Here is a 20,840-nt window from a genome sequence, read left to right on the forward strand (position 1 = left end):
GGTCCTCCAGTTGGTGGTTGCCTCTGGGGACCAATGGTAGAACACGTTCCAGTTTTGCGGCAGGAGAATCTGGTGCGCTCAGGTGGTGGGGCGGGCGTCGATGACAACCTCGAACTCAAGGAGGCTCGCGCCCGAGGCCACCGGATTCTTGTTCTCGCCTGCGTGGGCGGTACGGGCCGGTCCGGCCGCCCACGCCGCGAAATCTTCTTCGGTCTCCCACTGGGTGACCACGAAGTAGCGGTCCTCGCCCTTTACCGGCCGCAGCAGCTGGAATCCGAGAAAGCCCTTCGACCCGTCGACGGTGTGGGCGCGCTGGGCGAACCGCTTCTCCAGTTCGGGGCCTGCGCCCTCGGGGACAGAAATCGCGTTGATCTTCACAATTGCCATGTCGTTCACCCTACTGCCGTGGATCGCGGGGTTGAACCCCCAGTGAACGCGCAGCCGGCACAATCGGGCGAGCGGCATTTGAGGATATTCCGGACAGGGCGGCTATCGCCGCTAATGTTCTACCTCGTGAGCGCTGACATCGGATTCATCGACTACGGCGGAAGGCCGGATGGCGCGCCGATAGTCCTGCTGCACGGACTCATGGGCCGGGGGAGAACCTGGCGGCGCCAGATCCCGTGGTTGCGCGGGTACGGCCGGGTGTTCACCTACGACGCCGCCTGTCACCGTGGTGCCGACGAAGCGGTGCCTGCCGGTCCCGAGGAATTGTGCACGGAACGTTTTGTCGCGGATCTGGCGGAGATCCTCACCTGGATCGACATGGGTCCGGCAGTCCTGATCGGCCATTCGATGGGTGGGCTGCATGCGTGGTGCACAGCGGCGGAGTACCCGGAATTGGTGTCGGCGTTGGTGATCGAGGACATGGCGCCCGACTTCCGTGGCCGCACCACCGCCGGCTGGGAGCCGTGGTTCTCGTCCTGGCCGCAGCGTTTCGATTCACTTGATCAGGCGCAGACGATGTTCGGCGAGGTCGCGGGCCGGTACTTCTACGAGGCATTCGACGACGGTGTCCTACATGGCCATCTGGAGGTGTGGGCACAGATCGCCGAGGAGTGGGGACGGCGGGACTTCTGGCAACAGTGGCAGGCCGTCGAGGTCCCGGCGCTGTTGATCGAGGCGAGCAACAGTGTGACCCCGAGTGGTCAGATGGCGAAGATGGCTGCCGCGGTGGACAATTCGATCCTGTTGCAGGTTGCGGGCTCCGACCACCTGGTCCACGACTCCGCGCCTGACGAGTACCGCGGCGCGGTCGAGGCCTTTCTCTGTGGTCTGCAGAGCACAGAGATCGGTCGTCGCCCGGGAGTTCAGGTCCCTTCGCCCGCCAGGGCATAGCGGCCGTCGGAGGTGATCTCGGCCAGGCCGTCGACCAGGAGGGAATCGAGGGCGCGGTCGCGCTGAGCGGTGTCCGTGGTCCACACGATGTCGAGTGAGGCGCGGGGTACCGGAATGGTGCTGTCGCGCAACACGTCCAGCAACAGCCCGCGAACCTGTCGGTCTGTGCCCGCGAACTTCTGGACCTTGCGCACCGGGCCGGTATGGGCAGGCGATCCGGTCGCCACCCAGAGGCAGTCTGTCAGTGGGCAACTCTGGCATCTCGGATTCTTGGCGACGCACACCAACGCGCCCAGCTCCATCAAGGCTGCCGAAAACCTGGGTGCCCGAGCGTCGTCGGGCAGCAGTGCCTGCGCATCAACCAGATCTGATCGTGCCGGGTTGCCCGGCTCGGCGCGTCCGTGCACCGCTCGCGCGATGACTCTGCGGACATTGGTGTCGACCACCGGCACCGACTGCCCGTACGCGAAGCACGCAATCGCTCGCGCCGTGTAGTCGCCGATGCCGGGAAGTGTCAGCAGGACGTCGACGTCGGAAGGAACGATGTCCCCGTGTTCGGCGGCCAGCACGGCTGAGCAGGCGTGCAGTCGCATCGCGCGCCGCGGGTAGCCGAGCTTGCCCCAGGCCCGCACGACCTCGCCCACCGGGGTCGCGGCCATCGCCGAGGGCACCGGCCACCGCGCCACCCACTGCTCCCAGATCGGAGCCACCCTCGACACCGGGGTCTGCTGGAGCATGATTTCGCTGATCAGGATGTGCCAGGCACTCACATCCGGCGCCCGCCACGGGAGGTCCCGCTCGGCCAGGTCGAACCAGGAAAGGAGCTTGCCCGGCGGAACCGAACCGGACAGGGGCAGAATGTCAGTCATGTCCTCAACAACTCCGGCTCAAGCATGGAAGAACCTGCGCGAAGGCAACGATCGTTTTGTGGCAGGCAAGTCGAATCATCCCAATCAGGGTATCGAGGACCGTGCGCGTCTGGCGGCAGGGCAGCACCCGCAGGCAGTCCTGTTCGGATGCGCCGATTCGCGCGTCGCGGCAGAGATCATCTTCGACCAGGGCCTCGGTTCGATGTTTGTCGTCCGCACCGCCGGGCACGTCATCGACTCGGCCGTTCTCGGTTCGATCGAATACGCCGTCGAGGTGCTCGACGTTCCGCTGATCGCGATCCTCGGACACGACAGTTGCGGCGCGGTCCAGGCGACGCTCGACGCCCTCGACGACCTGCAGATCCCGGGCGGATTCATCCGCGATGTGGTCGAACGGGTGACCCCGAGCATCCTGGCCGGTCGTAAGGAAGGGCTCACCCGCGTCGACGAGTTCGAGGCGCGTCACGTCAAGGAGACCGGCCGACTGCTGATCCAGCGCAGCCGGATCATCTCCGAGAAGGTGGAAGCCGGCCGACTCGGCATCGTCGGCCTCACCTACGAGCTCGCCGAGGGCGCGGTCAGCCTGCGGGGCACACTCGGCGAGGTCGGCGACGATCCGGCCATGCCCAGCCTGGCTTCCTGACCGGCGGCCCGGCGGTCAACTGAGACCTCGCGCACAGCATCGTCTCGCGACACGCCGCCCGAGGTCAGACAGCCGGTGGCACACTCCCATTAGCGTCGGGGTGTGTTGGATCCTCAGGGCCCCCTGCCACCGGAAATTTACTGGCGTCGACGTGCACTCGCAGTCGGTGTGCTGGTGGTTGTGCTCGCGGTCATCGTGGGTCTGATCTTCTTGGTCACGGGCGGCGACGACAGCAACAAGAACACCGCGAACGGCACCGACCTCACCAGCTCGTCGAGTTACGTCCTGCCGTCGGCCTACAAGGATTCGGGTTCGGAATCGGCGAGCCCGAGTTCCGGTGGCGGTTCCGGTGGCGGCGGCCAGGCCGCGCCCGGGGGAACGGATGCCCCGGCAGCGCCCGGCGCACCCGGTGGCACCCCGGCCGGTGAGACCCCGGCTCCGGTACCGGCCAGCGGCCTGTGCCCCGACCAGAACATCTCGGTGGTCCTCTACACCGACAAGCCCGCATACACCGAGGGCGAACAACCGATCTTCACGATCGCGGTGACCAACGCCGGACTCTCCGAGTGCACGCGGGATGTCGGCAAGGCGATGCAGAGCGTGACCGTCCTGAACCTCGCCGGTGATCGCCGGATCTGGGCGTCAGGTGACTGTGCCCCGGTGGCCGGTGTCAACAACCAGCTCCTCAAGCCGGGCCAGCAGGTGCAGGACACCGTCCAGTGGTCGGGCACCACCAGTACCCCCGGTTGTGAGAGCCCCCGCGAGCCGGTGGTTCCGGGCGCCTACCAAGCTGTCGCCAGGATCGGCGAGAAGGCCAGCGCACCAATCACATTCAACATCGATCGGGTCAACGCGCAGTAGCGCAGACAAATCCAGCCCGTCCAGGGTGTTGTTGCGCCGCGACGAGTGCTCGTCAGTCCAACAAACGCCGGAAGACGTTGGTGTCAGCCAGATCCAGCACCTCATCGCCTCGACCCGACAGGATGGTTCGCAGCGCGTACAGGGTGAAACCCTTCGCCTGTGCGGCCGTCACGGTCGGCGGTATCGACAGCTCCTGGCGGGCGGTCACCACATCGAGCAATGCGGGTCCGTCGTGGCCAAGGGTTTCTTTGACCGCGGCCTCGAGGTCTTCGGGCTGTTCGACCCTGACACCGTGAATGCCCAGTGCCCGAGCAAGTTCCGCGAAGTTCGGGTTGTCCAGCTCGGTACCGAAGTTCACGATTCCGGCGGCCTTCATCTCCAATTCCACGAAGTTGAGCGACGAGTTGTTGAACACCACGATCTTGATGGGCAACTTGTGCTGGCGAATCGTCAGCAGCTCACCGAGCAGCATGGCCAGGCCCCCGTCGCCGGAGAACGTGATCACCTGACGCCCAGGAAACGCGCTCTGGGCACCGATCGCGTGGGGGATCGCGTTGGCCATCGTGCCGTGGGCGAATGAACCGATGAGGCGGCGGCGTCCGTTCATCGCCAGATAACGCGCCGCCCAGACCACCGGTGACCCGACATCGGGAATGAACACGGCATCCTCGGAGGCGTTGTCGTTCACCAGCTTTGCGAGGTACTGCGGATGAATCGGCCTGCGGTTGCGGTCGTTCGTCGCGAGGGCATCCAAATCGGTGCGGGTCTTGCGGTAGTGGGCGACCGAAGCTTCGAGATGTTCGGTGTCGGCGTGCTTCGCGAGCATCGGCAGCAAGGCGTCGATCGTGTCCTTGACGCTGCCGACCAATCCGACGTCGATCGGGGTACGCCTCCCCAGTTGCTCACCGCGGATGTCGACCTGAATGATCTTGGCCTTGTCGGGAAGGAACTGCTGGTACGGGAAGTCTGTACCCAACATCAGCAGGGCATCACACTTCTCCATTGCGCGATAGCCCGAGGCGAACCCCAGCAGTCCGGTCATGCCCACGTCGTACGGATTGTCGTATTCGATGAACTCCTTGCCTCGTAGGGCATGCACGATCGGCGCCTGCAGGGTCTTGGCGATCGCGAGCAACTGCTCGTGCGCACCTTCGACGCCGGCACCCCCGAGGATGGTCACCCGCTGCGCCGAGTTGAGGATGGATGCCGCGTCGCGGAGCTGATCGTCGGTCGGACGCGTGATGCGGGGGATATAGCGGATCGGAGCCGAACGCCTGCGCCTGGAGCTCTTCTTCAGAAAGATCTCACCGGGTATGACGACAACGGCGACTCCGCGCTTCTCGATGGCGGTTCTCATCGCGATCTCCAGCACTCGGGGCAACTGCTCCGGCACACTGACGAGTTCGTTGTAGACGCTGCATTCGTTGAAGAGCTGTTCGGGGTGCGTCTCCTGAAAGTAGGTACTGCCGATCTCGGCAGCCGGTATCTGAGCCGCGATGGCCAAGACCGGCACGCGACTACGGTTCGCGTCGAACAGCCCATTGATCAGGTGGAGGTTGCCGGGCCCGCAGCTACCCACACAGACCGCCAACTCGCCGGTGAGTGCGGCGTCGGCGGCCGCCGCGAACGCAGCCGCCTCCTCGTGCCGTACGTGCTTCCACTCGACGGTCCCGGCGCGGCGTATGGCATCGGTGAACCCGTTTAGCGAGTCTCCCGGCAGGCCGTAGACCCGCTCGACACCGGATGAATGGATGACGTCGACGACTGTGTCCGCAATGGTGGCCATGGATCCAGGGTAGGTGCCTAAGGAAACCAGGTGAGGCGTTTGCCTCGGACCTCAGTCGAAACGTTCGATGCTCGACTCGGCCAGCCGGGACAGTCCCTCGCGGATGTGCCGGGCCCAGATGCTGCCGATCCCCTCGACGGCCTGCAGGTCGGCCGCGGTCGCCGCGAGCAGCGCCTGCAGGGTGCCGTAGCTGCGGACGAGTCGATCGATGTGGGCGAACTGCAAGCGGGGGATCCGGGCCAGCAGCCGGTAACCGCGCGGGCTCATCGCGGTGTCCTGTGCGTCGACCGTGTCCGGGTAGCCGAATGCGCGAGCGAGTGCGGTCAGGTCGAGAAGATCGGCGTCGGTGAGCTTTTCGATGGCCGCAAGTGCCTGTTCGACCTCTTGCGTACTTGCGGGTTCCGGGCTGGCGAAGTAGTCGCGAACCACGAGTTCGCGCGCAGAGTCGTTGTCGCCCACGAGTTCTTCGAGCTGCAGGCTGAGCTGTCGGCCGTTCACGCCGAGTTCGACGACGTAGTATTCGATCTCTTCGGAGACGCGGCGGACCATCTCCAGGCGTTGGACCACGGTCATCGCATCGCGCAGGGTGACGTAGTCCTCGATCTCCGAACGCGAGAGCTGTGCGCTGACCTCGTCCAGGCGCGTCTTGTACCGCTCGAGCGTTGCCACCGCCAGATTCGCGCGCGAGAGGATGGCATCGGAACCCTCGACCACGTACCGGATCCCGTCGACGTACGCGGAGACGATCGACATGGACGCACTCACGGAGATCACCGGATACCCGGTCTGGATGGCGGTGCGCTCGGCACTGCGGTGCCGGGTACCGGATTCCTCGGTCGGAATCGACGGGTCCGGAACCAGCTGCACATTTGCCCGGACGATCCGGGCGCCGTCGGTCGACAGAACCACCGCGCCATCCATCTTCGACAGCTCTCGCAGCCTGGTCGGCGCGAACGCCACGTCCAGGTCGAAGCCGCCTGCACAGATGCTCTCGACCTCGGGATCGTGCCCGATGACGATGAGAGCGCCGGTCCGGCCACGCAGGATGCGTTCGAGGCCATCTCGTAGGGGAGTGCCGGGTGCGAGCCGGGCGATCGTGGTGCGGAGCAGATCGGAGGCCGGAACCTCTGGCATGAGGCGCCTTTCTGTAGTAACGCAAGTGCACACTAGATTAGCTGTCTGTGAAAACATCTTTTGTTCTGCCCGATGAGCTCGTCTCCGCAGTCCGGTCGCCCCGCGCCCCGGCGTTCGGTGAGAAGCTGCGCGCTCATTACCCCATGTGCTTCGGCTGCAGTGAGACCGTGCCGCATGGGCTGCACATGGTGGCCACCGCGGGTGAGGGTGCCGCGGTCACCGCGCGTATGCAGGTCGACCCCCGTTTCGAGGGTGGCCCCGGCGTCATCCACGGTGGCATTCTTTCGGCCGCATTCGACGAAGCGCTCGGCATGACGCACTGGATGGTGGGATTCGCCGCGGTGACCGCGCACCTGGAGATCGACTTCGCCAAGCCGATCCCGCTGGGCTGCGAACTGCGGATCGAGGCGGTGGCCCACGGCACCGTGCGGCGCAAGATCTACACCAGCGGCATCGCGTATCTCGGCGACAACACCGAGCCCGTCGCGTCCGCGCACGCGATCTACGTCCGGATCGATCCGGCCGAGCACTTCAAGGACAGCTATGCGGACAGCGGTGCGGCGGACCAGTTCGCCGAAAGTCTGGCGCGTAAGGCAGAGCGCAGCCGGATTACCGAGCCGTCAGAATGAGAACGGGCCTGCCGGTCCTTTGAGCGCCGCGCGCATGGCCGTCTGAAGATCGGCGACCTGCGTGATCTTGATGCCCGACGGCAGATCCAGGGATCCGGCCGGCACGATCGCGTGTTTGAAGCCCAGTCGCTTTGCCTCTGCCACCCGCCGTCCGACCCCGGCCACCCGGCGCACCTCGCCGGCCAGACCGATCTCACCGAGGGCCACCATCGAACCCGGCAAGGAGCGTTGGGCGAGAATGGAACTGAGTGCGAGTGCCACTGACAGGTCGGCGGCGGGTTCGCTGATCTTCATGCCGCCGACGGTGGCGACGTAGACGTCCTGGTCGTAGGTCGGGAGGTTGGCTCGCGCTGCGCAGACGGCCAGAATCATTGCCACCCTTGCCGAATCGAGCCCGACAACGGCTCGACGCGGATTTGCCAGGCTCGATTTCGAGACCAGTGCCTGGACCTCGCCGAGTAGTGGCCGCTTCCCGTCCATCGCCACGGTGATGGCGGTGCCTGCGACCCCGATGTCGCGGTGGTGCAAGAACAGTTCGGATGGATCGGTGACCTCGTGGATGCCGTCTTCGCGTTGCTCGAAACAACCCACCTCGTCGGCTGATCCGAAACGGTTCTTGATTCCGCGGACCATGCGCAGGGGTGAGTGTTTGTCGCCCTCGAAGGACAGCACCACGTCCACCAGATGTTCCAGTGAGCGGGGTCCGGCCACGGTGCCGTCTTTGGTGACGTGGCCGACGAGGATGACAGCGATCCCGGCGTTCTTGGCCAAGGATGTCAAAGCTGTTGTCACCGCCCGGATCTGAGTGACACCGCCGTTCACCCCGTCGACGTTCTGGGCGATCATCGTCTGTACGGAGTCGACCACCATCAGTGACGGCATCACCGCCTCTGCATGACCGAGGACGGCACCGAGATCGGTTTCGGCAGCGAGGTAGATCTCTTCGTGGACGGCGCCGGTACGTTCGGCGCGGAGTCGAACCTGTCCGGCGGATTCTTCGCCGGTGACGTAGAGCGCTCGGCGGCCTTGCAGCGCCCACTGTTTGACGGCCTCGAGCAGCAGGGTGGACTTGCCGACACCGGGTTCTCCGGCGAGGAGCAGGACCGAGCCGGGAACGATGCCTTTGCCGAGCACTCGGTCGAACTCGCCGATACCGGTGGGAAATGCGGCCGCATTGGTCGCATCGATCTGCGTCATGGGACGAGCAGGTTGGCTGGGAATGGTTGCGACCGTGGCGGATTTACCGCCGCCGATCCCGGAGCTGCCAACGGTTGCCAGGGCGGCTTCGCTCACCGAGCCCCATTCACCGCATTCCGGGCAGCGGCCAACCCATTTGGCGACCTGGTATCCACAGGCGCTGCAACGATATGTCGACTTCTGTTTGGCCACCGGCTGACTCTAGCCAGCGGGTCCGACAGTGCTGCGGCAGACCCGGATACGGCTGTGGCAGACCCGGATGCGGCTGCGGCAGACCCGGATACGAAAGAGGGGCCACGGCAATCGCCGTGGCCCCTCTTTCGGAGGCTAGTGACCTTCTTCTGCGTTGTCCGCGTCGATGCCGCGCGGATGATCCTGCCGCGGCAGGATGGGGCCCGCGTCGATCGGGACCTCGATGGTGGTCTCGCCGGCCTTCTCGAACTTGAAGACCAACGGGAAGGTCAGGCCGGGCGTGAGCTTCTTCGGCTCACCCTGCACGGTCACCTCGACCCACTTCTCGTTCGAGTTGACGGGTTCGAGGGTCGTGTTGTGCACCACGTCGGGGTTGCCCGCACGCAGCACGCCGAGGGGGCTGATCGCGGTCTCGCCCTCGATGGTCACGGTGCCCTTGCCGTCGGGGAAGGAGATGCTCTCGAGTTTGTCGGGGGTGTCGGGCGACTCATTGGCGATCAGGAATGCCAACTCGAGCGGTCCACCGTTGGTGAACTCTTCGGTGCTTCCGTCTTTCGGGTAGATGACGTGCACGTTGCGCAACGCCATCGATCCGGCGTCGATTTCGTTGCCGTTGATGGCTGGCGCCTGATCGGGCGTCTGGGCGATCTGGCCCGCGCCGCACGCGGTGGTGCCGATCAGCAGGCCTGCGGCGATGGCTGCGGTGGCGAGGATCGTTCCCACTCGACCACGCCGGGCCGATTCTTTCTGCACTGACACCGGTTTTCCTCCGAGATAGGTCCTGATGCGACGCGCGCCTTGTGTGGCGGCCGGCGCAGGTACGGAATACCGGCGCACACCAGATCCACAATGCGTGCACTACGCAGCGTAGTGGGCGACCGTCAGGAAATCCCGGTTGGGTCGCGAAAACGATCCGTTTCACATCGACCGCACAACTGGCATGATGATTCTCATGAGCGAGAATCTGATTTCCACCCCGCGTCCGGCCCAGGTGGGCGGACGGCCGGGGATGGTCCTGCCGGGCCCGGTGTCGTTTGCGTCGGACTTCGGGCTGACGTCGTTTCAGCCGTCGCCGGAACGTTCGGTGCTCCGGGCGACCTTGACCGACAAACTGCGGGACTCCGGTGGGGCGGCCTCGACCGGGGTTCTGATGACCGTTGTCGACATCGTCGCGTCGGATCCGGCGCTGATCGCCGCCTCCCCGGATTGGACCGCAACCCAGGACCTGTCGCTCTATGCAGGCGACCCGATCACCCGCGGGCCGATCGTCGCAGACGCAAAGCTGGTCCGGGCAGGCAAGAAAGTGGTGGTCATCTCGGTCGACGTCTACGACGGATGTGGTGTCACCGATCTACGGGCACTGGCCGATGACATCGACCGCGGTGCCCACGGACTGACCCGGGCCGGACGGGCCCTGGTGGTGTTCGCCCGCATCCCGCGGACCGCCGCCGTCGATGCCGATCTGTACTCACCCGCGAAGACCGTGGGAACGATCCGGGAACGCACGCCGATTCCGGTCGACGGCACCGTCTACTCCAGGCTCGGCATGCGGGTCGTCGATGCGGGTGCCGGTGTCCTCGAACTCGACCTCACGCCCTTCGTCGTCAACCAGATCGGAACGATCCAGGGTGGCGCGCTGGCGGTGCTGGCCGAATCCGCGGCCTGTGCCATGCGGCCGGGAATGGTGGCCTGCGACATGCAGATCCACTATCTGTCGCAGGTTCGGGTCGGCCCGGCGCGAGCCAGCGGTGAGGTCGTGCGCGACGCCGGCGATCACAGTGTCGTGGATGTCCGGTTGGTCGATGCGGGGGACGGCGACACCGTGCTCGCACTCACGACGGTCACACTTCGGCAACATTTGAAGCCATAGGCGGTCAAGGGGGGTCCAGGGCGGTCGAGCCGACCGCATCCACCCCGGTGGCAGGCGTGGTGAACCGGTTCCCAAAATCGGTTGGCAGACGGGGGCTTCGAGTGCCGGAGCCTTCGGAGTTCGAGCGGTGCGGCAGCACACATTTCGGGCGTCGTCAAGACTTCGGATCCTGCCGCTATGCCGCTGACCTGCGGAGTTGACTGATGGCGCGGAACGCGCCGTGCTAGACTGGAGAAATCGAAAGGGGCATGGAACATTGAATTTCAAAGTTGGTGACACCGTTGTCTACCCCCATCACGGTGCCGCACTGGTCGAAGACATTGTGACCCGAACCATCAAAGGCGAGGCAGTAGAGTACCTCGTTCTCAAGGTGGCTGATGGTGACATGACAGTTCAGATTCCGTCTACGAAACTCGAGTACGTCGGAGTCCGCGACGTAGTCGGAGAAGAAGGTCTGGGCAAGGTCTTCGACGTTCTCCGGGCGCCCCACACCGAGGAGCCCACCAACTGGGCTCGCCGGTTCAAGGCAAACCAGGAAAAGCTGATCTCCGGCGACATCATCAAGGTTGCCGAAATCGTTCGCGACCTGTGGCGTCGTGAACAGGATCGTGGACTCTCCGCAGGTGAGAAGCGAATGCTCACCCGCGCTCGTCGCGTCCTCGTCGACGAGCTCTCTCTGGCACAGAACACCAACGACGAGAAGGCTTCGATCATTCTCGACGAGGTTCTTGCCGCCGCTTCCTGAGCGCGTCGCTTGATTCACTGAATGTCTACGGTTGCATTGATCCCGGCCGCAGGTCGCGGAGAGCGACTCGGCATGGGTTTACCCAAAGCGTTTGTCGATCTCGCAGGTCAGAGCATGTTGCACCACTGTGTGCAGGGTGCGCTGGCCAGCGGGGTCGTCGATCGTATCGTCATCTCGGTTCCCGCCGATCTGGTTGACCAGGTCCGGTCCGAGTTCCCTGAGGTCACCGTGGTGGCCGGGGGTTCAAAACGTTCGGACTCGGTGAAGGCCGCATTGTCGGCCGCGCCGTCCGATTCTGAAGTGGTGCTGGTGCACGACGCCGCCCGCTGTCTCACACCCGCATCGTTGTTCTCCGACGTTGTCGACGCTGTCCGATCGGGCGCGTCCGCGGTTGTCCCCACACTTCCGGTGGCTGACACCATCAAATCCGTCGACCCCTCCGGCATCGTCACCGGGACCGTCGACCGGTCACTGCTGCGTGCGGTGCAGACCCCACAAGGTTTCGACTACTCCGTGCTCGTCGCTGCCTATGCCGCCGCCGAGACCGATTTCACCGATGACGCCGGTCTCGTCGAATCCCAGGGCTTTGCTGTGCAGACCATCCCCGGCGACCCGTTGGCCTTCAAGATCACCACTGCCTGGGATCTGAACCTGGCCACCTGGCTGCTCACGGATCGGGCTCACGCATGAGGGTGGGCATCGGTACCGACGTTCACCCCATCGAAGCCGGCAGGCCTTGCTGGATGGCCGGACTCCTCTTTGCCGACGCCGACGGATGCGCCGGGCATTCGGACGGCGATGTGGCCGTCCATGCGCTCTGCGACGCGCTGCTGTCCGCGGCGGGCCTCGGAGACCTCGGTTCGGTATTCGGGACCGGGCAGCCGCAGTGGGAGGGCGTCAGCGGCGCCCGGATGCTCGCCCACGTGCGTGAACTCTACGAAGGCCGGGGTTTCGTAGTCGGAAACGCCGCCGTCCAGGTGATCGGCAACCGGCCCAAGATCGGGCCCCGCCGCGCCGAAGCCCAGCAGGTACTCAGCGACCTTCTCGGAGGGCCGGTCTCGGTCTCCGCCACCACCACGGACGGTCTCGGATTGACCGGACGGGGCGAGGGCATTGCTGCCGTCGCCACTGCACTGTTGCTTGACCAGTAGGATTGCCGATCGTGACCCTGCGCCTTTACGACACCGCCGCCCGAGATCTGCGTGAATTCACGCCGATCCGACCCGGACATGCCTCGGTGTACCTGTGTGGCGCCACCGTCCAGGGTGTTCCGCACATCGGGCACGTCCGCAGCGGTATCGCCTTCGATGTCCTGCGGCGCTGGCTGGCGTACAAGGGTCTCGATGTGGCATTCGTGCGCAATGTGACCGATATCGACGACAAGATCCTGCGCAAGGCCGCCGATGCCGGTCGTCCCTGGTGGGAATGGGCCGCCACCCACGAACGAGAGTTCACCAAGGCCTACGACCAGCTCGGAGTGCTGCCGCCATCGGCCGAACCACGCGCCACCGGCTTCATCACGCAGATGGTGGAGTACATGGAGCGGCTGATCGAGCGCGGCCACGCCTACGCCGCCGACGGCAACGTGTATTTCAACGTCTTGAGCCTGCCCGAGTACGGATCGTTGTCCGGGCACCGCCTCGACGACGTCCATCAGGGTGAGAGTGTCGGCACCGGCAAGCGCGACCCCCGCGACTTCACGCTGTGGAAGTGCGCCAAGCCCGGTGAGCCGTCCTGGCCGACCCCGTGGGGTCGAGGGCGTCCCGGCTGGCATCTGGAATGCTCGGCCATGGCCACGTCGCTCCTGGGTTCGGACTTCGATATCCATTGTGGTGGAATGGATTTGATCTTCCCGCATCACGAAAACGAGCAGGCGCAGAGCCATGGCGCCGGCGACCCGTTCGCCAGGTACTGGATGCACAACGGCTGGGTCACCATGGGCGGCGAGAAGATGTCGAAGTCGCTCGGCAACGTGGTCGCCATTCCGGCCATGTTGCAGCGGGTGCGCGCCGTCGAATTGCGGTATTACCTGGGCAGCGCCCACTACCGGTCGATGCTCGAATACTCCGAGGGTGCGTTGCAAGAGGCCGCCGCCGGCTACCGGCGCGTGGAATCCTTTGTGCAACGGACGGTTTCGCGTGCCGGAGCAGTCCCAGTCGGTGAGATCACCGACGGATTCGCTGCTGCCCTCGACGACGACCTCGGCGTGCCTTCTGCACTGGCCGAAATACACGGTGTGGTGCGGACCGGCAACACGGCGCTCGAGTCGGGCGACCATCAGTCTGCCGTGGAAGCAGCCGCATCGGTCCGCGCGATGATGGGTGTGCTCGGTGTCGACCCGTTGGCGCAGAACTGGGCGGAATCGGGTGGAGACGCCGACACCAAGGCCGCGCTCGACGTGCTCGTCCGGGCCGAGCTGCAGCGCCGGATCACGGCCCGTGCCGAGAAGGACTGGGCCACCGCAGACGAGGTTCGTGATCGGCTGGCGCAGGCCGGGATCGAAGTCACCGATACACCGGACGGCCCGCAGTGGTCTATGTCCGAAACAAGAGAATCCGTGGAGACGGACCGATGAACGCGGTACCGGGTAAACCGGTCACCGGGGATTACAGCGCATTTCGCGTAAGGTGGGTGGCCTGATGGCCGGCAATTCAAAACGTAAGGGTGCAGTCCGCAAGGGCGGCACCAAAAAAGGGCAGACAGTGGGTTCGGGCGGACAACGCCGTCGTGGACTCGAGGCCCGGGGTGCAACCCCGAAGGCAACTGAGCGCACGTATCACGCGGCGCACAAGAAGGCCAAGGCCGCTGCGAAGCATTCAGGTGGATCCACCGGTGGACGTGCGCCGCGCGGCAAGCCGACAACCGATGGTCCCGAGTACGTTCTCGGCCGCAATCCCGTTGTCGAGTGCCTGCGTGCCGGGGTCCCGGCCACCGCGCTCTATGTGGTCCTCGGAGGCGAGGCCGACGAGCGGGTCACCGAGTCGGTGCAGCTGGCCGCCAACGCCGGTATCTCGATCCTCGAGGTGCAGCGTCCCGAACTGGACCGGATGAGTGCCAACGGCATGCATCAGGGCCTGGCCCTGCAGGTGCCGCCGTACCGTTACGCCCATCCCAGCGACCTGATGCAGCTGGCGATCGACAGTGGTCGCCCGCCGTTGCTGGTCGCGCTCGACAACATCACCGACCCGCGCAACCTCGGTGCGGTGATCCGCTCGGTGGCCGCATTCGGTGGCCACGGTGTGGTGATCCCGGCCCGGCGCAGCGCCTCGGTCACCGCGGTGGCATGGCGCACCAGTGCCGGTGCCGCAGCGCGTCTGCCCGTTGCACAGGCCACGAATCTGACTCGGACGCTGAAGGATTGGGCCGAGTCGGGGGTTCAGCTTGTTGGTCTCGACGCCGATGGTGACGTGACCCTCGACGAGTACGACGGCTCCGGACCCACCGTGATCGTGGTGGGATCCGAAGGCAAGGGTCTGTCACGTCTGGTGCGCGAATCGTGCGACTCGATCCTGTCGATCCCGATGGCCGGTGATGTCGAGAGCCTCAACGCCTCGGTCGCCGCGGGTGTTGTGCTCGCCGAGTTCGCTCGCCAGCGCCGCTCCTGACCCCTCAGCTCTCCCGATCATGTGCCCTTTTGGCGGGCCCCACCTGGGGTTTTGTTCGCCAAAAGGGCACATTTTCGGTATGCGGTGGAGGCTCTGTCAGGGTAGGAGCTTGTCCATCGCGACTCGTCCCACGATGCCAACGGCGATGATGATCAGACTCACCATGGTGGTCAGCGCGTCGGTGATCAGACCGGCGACACCGGTGACGATCACGAAAAGCGGGATCCAGCCCAGAAGGTGGATGAGAGAAGGCGGCTTCACATCTTCGCCGGCTTCCCTGGCTGCGTGAGCGGTCGCGTAATCGGGATAGAACTCGGTGAATGCGATTGCGAAGAAGGTGCCGGCGAGCTGGATGATCCAGCCGGTCCAGAAGTTGTTGTTGTTGTCGAGGACTGCATCACCGATGAATCCGGCGACTGCGGCCACTCCGAATCCGAACACCCAGGCCCAGGTGATCACATAGTTGATCCGCAGGAACAGCGGCTGGGTCCAGAGTTCTTCCGGGGTGCCTTCTTTGGCGTACTGCAAGGTGAACGGCTGCCGGATGAGGATGGATCCGAGAGCAAAGGCCACCAGGGCGATATTGGTCATCTCGCCACCCCAGTGCTCCAGCCACTTCACGACGTCGGCTGAGGCGAACTGCGCCAGGACCACCATCGCGGCGAAGTAGGTGAGGTCGAAGACCTCGAGGAACTTCAGTTTGCTGCCGCGCCGATGGCTGCCGAGGACGAGCAGGAGTGAGAGGCCGAATGCCGAGGCCGCAGCTTCTTCGAACCGTCCCGGGCCCACGATCAGCGCCATCAGAATCCACGGCGACATTCCCGCGAATGGAGAGTTCAAAAATGCGGTCAGTATTCGCCGGGTTTTCGACAGCTCGACGACGGCAGGGGTCGTCGCCGTATTATCAGAATTGTTTGTCACGAGATGCCAATCTTCTGTCGGCGGAATATGCCCCGTGATCCTAGCCGCTAATTACCTGTGCCACACGTGAAATGGATCGCTGAATTAAACGACCGGACTATTAGCGATCACTGAAAGTTTCGGCAATCAGAGATCGATATGTTCAACCGTGGCAGTGACCGATCAGGCGGGATCGCCCCTGAGGAAATTGATGATCACCGAATTGACCACTGCCGGTGTCTCGATCGGGACGAGGTGCGTTCCGGGAAGCACGGCCAATCGCGCCGCAGGGAGCTGGTCCACGATCGCCAGACTGTGCTCGATGAGCACCTCGTCGTGGTCTCCCTGCATCACCAGAGTCGGGGCGCTCACCGCGGTCAGCACGGACAGATCCATCTCGGGCTCAGTCGCGATCATCGCAGTGGTCTTGTCGAACACCACCGGGAAGTGATCATCGCCGTCTGGTGAGGCCGAGGCGTAGTCGGCGCGGAGGAATTGCACGATGTCGGAGTCGATGTCGCTGATGGCGTCGAGGATTCCACCAGTCGCCCGGCCGGACGGGTTCAGGTACTGACCGAGAACGACCATGCGGTTGACCAGATCCGGCCGTTTGAGGGCCACCAGGAACGCGATGACGGCGCCGTCGCTCCAGCCGACGAGATGGGCGGGGCCACCAACGACCTCGTCGAGGTAGACGATGGTCTCCTGCGCCATCGTCTCGTAATGGAACTCTTCGGTGACGTCGGCGCTGTGCCCGTGACCGTGTCGCTCAGGGGCATAGACCCTGAACCCGGCATCCACGCACGGCCCGAACTGGCCGCCCCAGTCCGCCGCGCTCGAGAAAGCACCGTGAATCAGGACCACGGGTTCACCGTCGCCCGCGACCTGGTGCCAGATCGCGGTGCCGGGCACGGGATGGCTGATATCGACATATCCGGTGAAGTCCGTGGTCATGGCCATGAGCATCCCAGACGACGAACGGATCGGCGTGACGAATCACACCGATGGCGGGCGAGTGTCCGCTATTGGCCGCTAGGGTCGGAAACATGGCCAGTGCAAACACAACAGTGACTCTTTCCGATGGTGTTGTCGCCGGCGTTCGCGACGGCGACATCATCCGCTGGCGGGGGATCCCCTACGCCGCGCCGCCGGTGGGCGACCTGAGGTTGCGTGCTCCGCAGCCCGCGATCGGTTGGACGGGGGTCCTGGAGGCGAACAGTTTTGGCAACGCGCCGCCGCAGAATCCCAAGTACGCGCTCGTCGAGCGGGGTAAAAAGCAGCCGGTCAGTGAGGATTCGCTGATCCTGAACGTCGTGGCGCCGGAGCAGGCGTCGACCGAGCCCCGCCCGGTGATGGTGTTCATCCACGGTGGTGCCTACATTCTCGGGTCGACGGCCACGCCGCTCTACTACGGTCACGACCTCGTTCGGCGCGGGGACGTCATCTTCGTGTCGATGAACTATCGGCTCGGCCCATTGGGATACGGCGATTTCACCGAACTGTCCACGCCCGAGCGGCCGTTCGAGTCCAATCTCGGATTGCGTGATCAGGTGGCCGCACTGCAGTGGGTGCAAGACAACATCGCCGAGTTCGGGGGAGATCCCGGCAATGTCACCATCTTTGGCGAGAGCGCAGGCGGAAACGCCGTCACGACACTGATGGCCACTCCCGCGGCCGGTGGACTGTTCCACCGCGCGATCGCCGAGAGTTCGGCACCGATACTCACGCTGCACCAGCACTTTGCGCACAAGTGGGCTCGCAAGCTCACCGAACTCCTGTGTGCCGACATGGGCGTGGACGATCCGGCGCAGGCGCTCGTGGATGCCTCGCTCGCCGAGATCGGCCGTGCCGGGCATCGTCTGGCGCGCTGGGTGACAACCGATACCCCGGGACTTCTGCCTTTTGGTCCGGTGGTCGACGGCGACTATCTGCCACTGGCCCCGGTCGACGCCTTTGCCAAGGGAACGGCGCATCGGGTCCCGATGATCATCGGGACGAACCGCAATGAGGGCACGTTGTTCAAGCGGCTGCCGCAGGGGCTGCTGTCGACCGAGGAATCGATCACGGCAATGTTCGCGGCCACCGAACCCGACGCGCAGGAGCGCATCACCGCGGCCTACGGCCGTTTCCCGCATCCGAGATCCATGGTGAAGTTCGGCGGCGACTACATCTTCTGGGTGGGCACGATCGCGGCCACCGAGGGTCACGCGCAACATGCACCCACCTATGCCTATCGGTACGACTACGCCCCGCGCCTGTTGAAGTTGTTGGGACTCGGTGCAACACATGCGACCGAACTGTTCGCCGTGTTCGGGATCTATCGCGGTAAGGCCGGCCGACTGCTCGCACGGGGCGGCGATCGGCGGAACGCTCTGCGCGTCACGAACGAGATGCAGGATCAGTGGTTGGCATTCGCCAAAACCGGTGAGCCGCTGGAATCCTGGCCGCGCTACACTCCGAAGGTCCGCGCCACCAGGATCTTCGACACACATTCATATGTGGAAATCGACCCCTATCGCGCCCGTCGTGAGGCGTGGGCCGGATTCGGTGATTATGTGGCCACGATTTCGGGAGCGCAGAAGGCCACGGAGACAATGGAGAAGGTATGAAGCGAGTTTTCACTTCGGTCGCTGACGTTCTGGAGGCGGTCGGTTCTGAAGTCGGCAAGAGCGATTGGCTCGAGATCACGCAAGATCGAGTCAACTTGTTCGCGGACGCAACCGGCGACCACCAGTGGATCCACGTCGATGTCGAGCGGGCCAAGGCGAGCTCCTTCGGAGGGACGATCGCACACGGCTTCTTGTCCCTGTCCGTGCTCCCGATGCTCGGCGCCCAGATCTACGGCTTCGACAACGTGAAGATGGCACTGAACTACGGCAGCAACAAGGTTCGCTTCCCGTCGCCGGTTCTTGTCGGTTCGAAGGTGCAGCTGACCACCACGCTTGCGGATGCAACCGAACTGCCCAACGGCGGTGTGCAGGTTGTCTTCGGTCACAGCCTGGCAATCGAGGGCGGTACCAAGCCGGCCTTGGTTGCGGAAATGGTTGTCCGGGTTCTTTTTTGACAGTCACGCGCACGCCCGGTGCATGGTGCCGCGGAGCAGCAGGAATTCTGCTGGCCGCGGCATTGCTGGTCGGCTGTACCGATTCCGGGGCTGATTCGTCCGGTGATGGCGGGGTCGCCATCACCACGTCGCCGTCGACGACTTCTGTGAGCATTGCGAAGCCGTCGGTCGAGACCTCTCCGGCCTCGGTATATCTGCCGCCGTTCATCAGCCGGGTGGCGTGGGCGCAGACTGATCAGGGGCCGAGTCTGCAGGTGTTTCCCACCGAATCGGGCCGATACGTACCCGGCGAAAGCGAACTCGGTGCGGCCTGGTCCGAAGTTGTCGCGTTGGACCAGACCGCCGACAGTCCGGGTATGCGTGATCAATTCGCTTGTCACTGGCGATTTGCCAGGCTCGTCGAACCGGAGAAGACCAGCTGGAATCTGGAGCCTTGGCGGCCGGTGGTCTCCGGTGCCCAGATGATCGCCGACCGGTGTAATCCGGGTGGAGCGGAAGAGACGATTCCGTGAAAAGCTGTTCCGCTCCTTTCGATTCGGATCAGGCCGGTGTCGGGATCCGGACGACCTGACCGACGCGCAGTACCCCGGCCGGATCATGGCGGTCGGCCAGCGCGCCGAGCCAGGCGAGGGTGTCTTCGTTGTAGCAGCGGGCCAGCCGCTCCGGGCTGCTGCCCGGGTCGAAGTTCGGTAGCTGTCCGATGGCCCACGGCGCCATCGCATCCGTGATGGCGGCGGAGTGCGGCGGCACATGCTCGGCGATCGGCGGCACCAGGGCCCCGACCACGAACAGGTGATAGGGGGCCCCGCGATGACAGAACGCGCTGCGATGCGCTGCGGGCACGGCCATCGCACCACCCAAGCGACGGATCTCGACAACCACCTGCGGGGACTGTGAGCCGGGACCGGTCAGTGCGAGCAAGCTGTCGAGCGCCGTGTTGTTGAGTTCACCGAGCAGCGTGCTGCCTTCGAACGTGGGCATCGGATCGACCGGGTCTGCGTGGATCGCACCCATCGCGGCATAAGGCATCACCGAAACTGCATCGATGAGCGGAGTTGCCAGCGCGCGCATGGGTGCGAAGAGCGCCTCTGCCTCGGCCGGATCGGCCAACGAAGCGTAACGGACCGCAACGGTGAGTTTGCCCGCCAGCGGCGGCGGGACCTCCGGGAGCGGCGGTAGCTGGAGCAGCGCTACGGAAGTATTGGCGTGTTCTGGCAGATCGATACTCCAATCGCGCCAGGCGTGAAGGATCTTCGCTGCGTCGGCTCCGTCGAAATAGATCGCACCGCCGTAGAACTCGGCGATGGGCAGCAGGTCTATCTCCACCGAGGTGACGATGCCGAGAGTGGCCTTGCCACCGCGCAACCCCCAGAAGAGTTCTGCGTGGTTCTCTGGTGTGACATGCAGGATCTCGCCCTGGCCGGTCACCAGCTCGAAGGAGCGCACGTGATCCGAGGACAGACCGACGGTCCGAACGAATGGTCCGATGCCGCAGCCGGTGATGAATCCGACCACCCCGACATCGGGTGCGGAACCGGCCAGGCCTGCCAGGCCGTGCGGTGCGGCCTCGTCGATGACCCGCTGCCATTTCACCCCGGCACCCACGCGCGCCGTGCGGGCTTGTGGATCGATCACCAGGTCGGACAGTCCGCTGGTCTGCACCAGGATGCTGCCCTGGTCAAGGGGAAGTGCGCCGTGGCCGGTGGCATGGACTGCGACGGTCAGTCCGTGCTGAGCGGCGATCCGCAGGGTGGCTGCGACGTCGGCAGGCGATTCCACGAACACCGCTGCATAGGGGTCGGTCTGGGCGGCGACATTCCACGGGATCGCCCGTTCGAACCCGGGCTCACCCGGGCGGGCAACCACGCCGGCGACGGCCGCCCGCAAGTCCACGGCCGGGTCGGTACCTGTGTTGTTAGGGGTGGTGACGGTCATCGTGTTTGGTTCCTTCGCTCGAGATCGGCAACTGTTGGCGTCAGCATGCGCGCGAGCACTTGGGAGGTTCTT

At 64.8% G+C, this 20,840-nt stretch carries 22 protein-coding genes; 13 read left to right on the forward strand and 9 right to left on the reverse strand.

From position 1 onward, the window contains the following. Nucleotides 1-78: 78 nt before the first annotated feature. Nucleotides 79-387 (reverse strand): antibiotic biosynthesis monooxygenase family protein, encoded by a 309-nt coding sequence (locus AC1TPF_RS07085; protein WP_482143244.1) that lies wholly within the window; start codon nt 385-387, stop codon nt 79-81. A 114-nt stretch (nt 388-501) separates the two neighbouring features. On the opposite strand from AC1TPF_RS07085, the gene AC1TPF_RS07090 reads away from it, so the two are divergent. Continuing rightward, the gene (locus AC1TPF_RS07090; RefSeq protein WP_482143245.1) at nt 502-1,338 is read left to right on the forward strand and encodes an alpha/beta fold hydrolase; all 837 of its coding nucleotides are present in this window, start codon (nt 502-504) and stop codon (nt 1,336-1,338) included. Here AC1TPF_RS07090 and AC1TPF_RS07095 read toward each other — a convergent pair. Beyond that, entirely contained in the window at nt 1,311-2,189 is an 879-nt protein-coding gene (locus AC1TPF_RS07095; protein WP_482144046.1) for an HhH-GPD family protein, read from the reverse strand. The genes AC1TPF_RS07090 and AC1TPF_RS07095 overlap by 28 nt on opposite strands. Nucleotides 2,190-2,205: 16 nt before the next feature. Here AC1TPF_RS07095 and AC1TPF_RS07100 point away from each other — a divergent pair, with 16 nt between their 5' ends. Together AC1TPF_RS07100 and AC1TPF_RS07105 are read left to right on the forward strand one after the other, a co-directional pair. Beyond that, entirely contained in the window at nt 2,206-2,850 is a 645-nt protein-coding gene (locus AC1TPF_RS07100; protein WP_482135821.1) for a carbonic anhydrase, read from the forward strand. Between the two features lie 102 nt (nt 2,851-2,952). Next, nucleotides 2,953-3,711: a hypothetical protein gene (locus AC1TPF_RS07105; protein WP_482135820.1), complete on the forward strand. Its 759-nt coding sequence runs from the start codon at nt 2,953-2,955 to the stop codon at nt 3,709-3,711. 52 nt (nt 3,712-3,763) lie between these two features. On the opposite strand, the gene poxB is transcribed toward AC1TPF_RS07105, so the two are convergent. Beyond that, nucleotides 3,764-5,497 (reverse strand): ubiquinone-dependent pyruvate dehydrogenase, encoded by a 1,734-nt coding sequence (gene poxB, locus AC1TPF_RS07110; RefSeq protein ID WP_482135819.1) that lies wholly within the window; start codon nt 5,495-5,497, stop codon nt 3,764-3,766. 51 nt (nt 5,498-5,548) lie between these two features. Beyond that, a complete protein-coding gene (gene disA, locus AC1TPF_RS07115) occupies nt 5,549-6,631 on the reverse strand; it encodes a DNA integrity scanning diadenylate cyclase DisA (RefSeq protein ID WP_482135818.1) in 1,083 nt (360 codons plus the stop codon). A 47-nt stretch (nt 6,632-6,678) separates the two neighbouring features. Here disA and AC1TPF_RS07120 point away from each other — a divergent pair, with 47 nt between their 5' ends. Next, a complete protein-coding gene (locus AC1TPF_RS07120) occupies nt 6,679-7,260 on the forward strand; it encodes a PaaI family thioesterase (RefSeq protein WP_482143247.1) in 582 nt (193 codons plus the stop codon). Here AC1TPF_RS07120 and radA read toward each other — a convergent pair. Then, nucleotides 7,252-8,649 carry a DNA repair protein RadA gene (radA, locus tag AC1TPF_RS07125; RefSeq protein ID WP_482143248.1) on the reverse strand — a complete coding sequence of 466 codons (1,398 nt, stop codon included), beginning with the start codon at nt 8,647-8,649 and terminating at the stop codon, nt 7,252-7,254. The two genes, AC1TPF_RS07120 and radA, sit on opposite strands and share 9 nt — an antisense overlap. Nucleotides 8,650-8,784: 135 nt before the next feature. Then, on the reverse strand, nt 8,785-9,408 hold the full coding sequence (locus AC1TPF_RS07130) for a copper chaperone PCu(A)C domain-containing protein (protein WP_482143249.1): 624 nt from the start codon (nt 9,406-9,408) through the stop codon (nt 8,785-8,787). 193 nt (nt 9,409-9,601) lie between these two features. Here AC1TPF_RS07130 and AC1TPF_RS07135 point away from each other — a divergent pair, with 193 nt between their 5' ends. The 6 genes from AC1TPF_RS07135 (at nt 9,602) to rlmB (ending at nt 14,869) form a co-directional block, all read left to right on the forward strand. Further along, nucleotides 9,602-10,519: a PaaI family thioesterase gene (locus AC1TPF_RS07135; protein WP_482143250.1), complete on the forward strand. Its 918-nt coding sequence runs from the start codon at nt 9,602-9,604 to the stop codon at nt 10,517-10,519. Nucleotides 10,520-10,775: 256 nt separating this feature from the next. Continuing rightward, on the forward strand, nt 10,776-11,264 hold the full coding sequence (locus AC1TPF_RS07140; RefSeq protein WP_020107769.1) for a CarD family transcriptional regulator: 489 nt from the start codon (nt 10,776-10,778) through the stop codon (nt 11,262-11,264). Nucleotides 11,265-11,285: 21 nt separating this feature from the next. Further along, nucleotides 11,286-11,954 carry a 2-C-methyl-D-erythritol 4-phosphate cytidylyltransferase gene (ispD, locus tag AC1TPF_RS07145; protein ID WP_482135813.1) on the forward strand — a complete coding sequence of 223 codons (669 nt, stop codon included), beginning with the start codon at nt 11,286-11,288 and terminating at the stop codon, nt 11,952-11,954. After that, nucleotides 11,951-12,415: a 2-C-methyl-D-erythritol 2,4-cyclodiphosphate synthase gene (gene ispF, locus AC1TPF_RS07150; RefSeq protein WP_482135812.1), complete on the forward strand. Its 465-nt coding sequence runs from the start codon at nt 11,951-11,953 to the stop codon at nt 12,413-12,415. The genes ispD and ispF overlap by 4 nt, the downstream gene beginning before the upstream one ends. 11 nt (nt 12,416-12,426) lie before the next feature. After that, on the forward strand, nt 12,427-13,839 hold the full coding sequence (cysS, locus tag AC1TPF_RS07155; RefSeq protein ID WP_482135811.1) for a cysteine--tRNA ligase: 1,413 nt from the start codon (nt 12,427-12,429) through the stop codon (nt 13,837-13,839). A 64-nt stretch (nt 13,840-13,903) separates the two neighbouring features. Then, a complete protein-coding gene (gene rlmB / locus AC1TPF_RS07160; RefSeq protein ID WP_482135810.1) occupies nt 13,904-14,869 on the forward strand; it encodes a 23S rRNA (guanosine(2251)-2'-O)-methyltransferase RlmB in 966 nt (321 codons plus the stop codon). A 96-nt stretch (nt 14,870-14,965) separates the two neighbouring features. Here rlmB and AC1TPF_RS07165 read toward each other — a convergent pair whose 3' ends face one another. Both AC1TPF_RS07165 and AC1TPF_RS07170 read right to left on the reverse strand, forming a co-directional pair. Further along, a complete protein-coding gene (locus AC1TPF_RS07165; RefSeq protein WP_482135809.1) occupies nt 14,966-15,790 on the reverse strand; it encodes a hypothetical protein in 825 nt (274 codons plus the stop codon). A 162-nt stretch (nt 15,791-15,952) separates the two neighbouring features. Then, nucleotides 15,953-16,723, reverse strand: a complete 771-nt coding sequence (locus AC1TPF_RS07170) for an alpha/beta fold hydrolase (RefSeq protein ID WP_482143252.1) — start codon at nt 16,721-16,723, stop codon at nt 15,953-15,955. 92 nt (nt 16,724-16,815) lie between these two features. On the opposite strand from AC1TPF_RS07170, the gene AC1TPF_RS07175 reads away from it, so the two are divergent. Genes AC1TPF_RS07175 through AC1TPF_RS07185 form a run of 3 tightly spaced genes read left to right on the forward strand, consistent with a single transcriptional unit; the run spans nt 16,816 to nt 19,345 of the window. Further along, a complete protein-coding gene (locus tag AC1TPF_RS07175; protein ID WP_482135807.1) occupies nt 16,816-18,378 on the forward strand; it encodes a carboxylesterase/lipase family protein in 1,563 nt (520 codons plus the stop codon). Then, nucleotides 18,375-18,833, forward strand: coding sequence for a MaoC family dehydratase (locus AC1TPF_RS07180; protein WP_482135806.1), 459 nt, complete (start codon nt 18,375-18,377; stop codon nt 18,831-18,833). The genes AC1TPF_RS07175 and AC1TPF_RS07180 overlap by 4 nt, the downstream gene beginning before the upstream one ends. After that, nucleotides 18,830-19,345, forward strand: coding sequence for a DUF2599 domain-containing protein (locus AC1TPF_RS07185; RefSeq protein ID WP_482135805.1), 516 nt, complete (start codon nt 18,830-18,832; stop codon nt 19,343-19,345). The genes AC1TPF_RS07180 and AC1TPF_RS07185 overlap by 4 nt, the downstream gene beginning before the upstream one ends. Before the next feature lie 28 nt (nt 19,346-19,373). Here AC1TPF_RS07185 and AC1TPF_RS07190 read toward each other — a convergent pair whose 3' ends face one another. Further along, nucleotides 19,374-20,768 (reverse strand): FAD-binding oxidoreductase, encoded by a 1,395-nt coding sequence (locus AC1TPF_RS07190; RefSeq protein WP_482135804.1) that lies wholly within the window; start codon nt 20,766-20,768, stop codon nt 19,374-19,376. Nucleotides 20,769-20,840 lie beyond the last annotated feature (72 nt).

The sequence above is a fragment of the Williamsia sp. Y853 genome, from assembly GCF_056786495.1.

Excerpts from the sequence above, each read along its gene's own strand:
- AC1TPF_RS07085 (WP_482143244.1), bottom strand. The coding sequence starts at position 387 with ATGGCAATTGTGAAGATCAACGCGATTTCTGTCCCCGAGGGCGCAGGC.
- AC1TPF_RS07090 (WP_482143245.1), top strand. The coding sequence starts at position 502 with ATGTTCTACCTCGTGAGCGCTGACATCGGATTCATCGACTACGGCGGA.
- AC1TPF_RS07100 (WP_482135821.1), top strand. The coding sequence starts at position 2,206 with ATGTCCTCAACAACTCCGGCTCAAGCATGGAAGAACCTGCGCGAAGGC.
- poxB (WP_482135819.1), bottom strand. The coding sequence starts at position 5,497 with ATGGCCACCATTGCGGACACAGTCGTCGACGTCATCCATTCATCCGGT.
- disA (WP_482135818.1), bottom strand. The coding sequence starts at position 6,631 with ATGCCAGAGGTTCCGGCCTCCGATCTGCTCCGCACCACGATCGCCCGG.
- AC1TPF_RS07135 (WP_482143250.1), top strand. The coding sequence starts at position 9,602 with ATGAGCGAGAATCTGATTTCCACCCCGCGTCCGGCCCAGGTGGGCGGA.
- ispD (WP_482135813.1), top strand. The coding sequence starts at position 11,286 with ATGTCTACGGTTGCATTGATCCCGGCCGCAGGTCGCGGAGAGCGACTC.
- ispF (WP_482135812.1), top strand. The coding sequence starts at position 11,951 with ATGAGGGTGGGCATCGGTACCGACGTTCACCCCATCGAAGCCGGCAGG.
- rlmB (WP_482135810.1), top strand. The coding sequence starts at position 13,904 with ATGGCCGGCAATTCAAAACGTAAGGGTGCAGTCCGCAAGGGCGGCACC.
- AC1TPF_RS07170 (WP_482143252.1), bottom strand. The coding sequence starts at position 16,723 with ATGACCACGGACTTCACCGGATATGTCGATATCAGCCATCCCGTGCCC.
- AC1TPF_RS07175 (WP_482135807.1), top strand. The coding sequence starts at position 16,816 with ATGGCCAGTGCAAACACAACAGTGACTCTTTCCGATGGTGTTGTCGCC.
- AC1TPF_RS07180 (WP_482135806.1), top strand. The coding sequence starts at position 18,375 with ATGAAGCGAGTTTTCACTTCGGTCGCTGACGTTCTGGAGGCGGTCGGT.
- AC1TPF_RS07190 (WP_482135804.1), bottom strand. The coding sequence starts at position 20,768 with ATGACCGTCACCACCCCTAACAACACAGGTACCGACCCGGCCGTGGAC.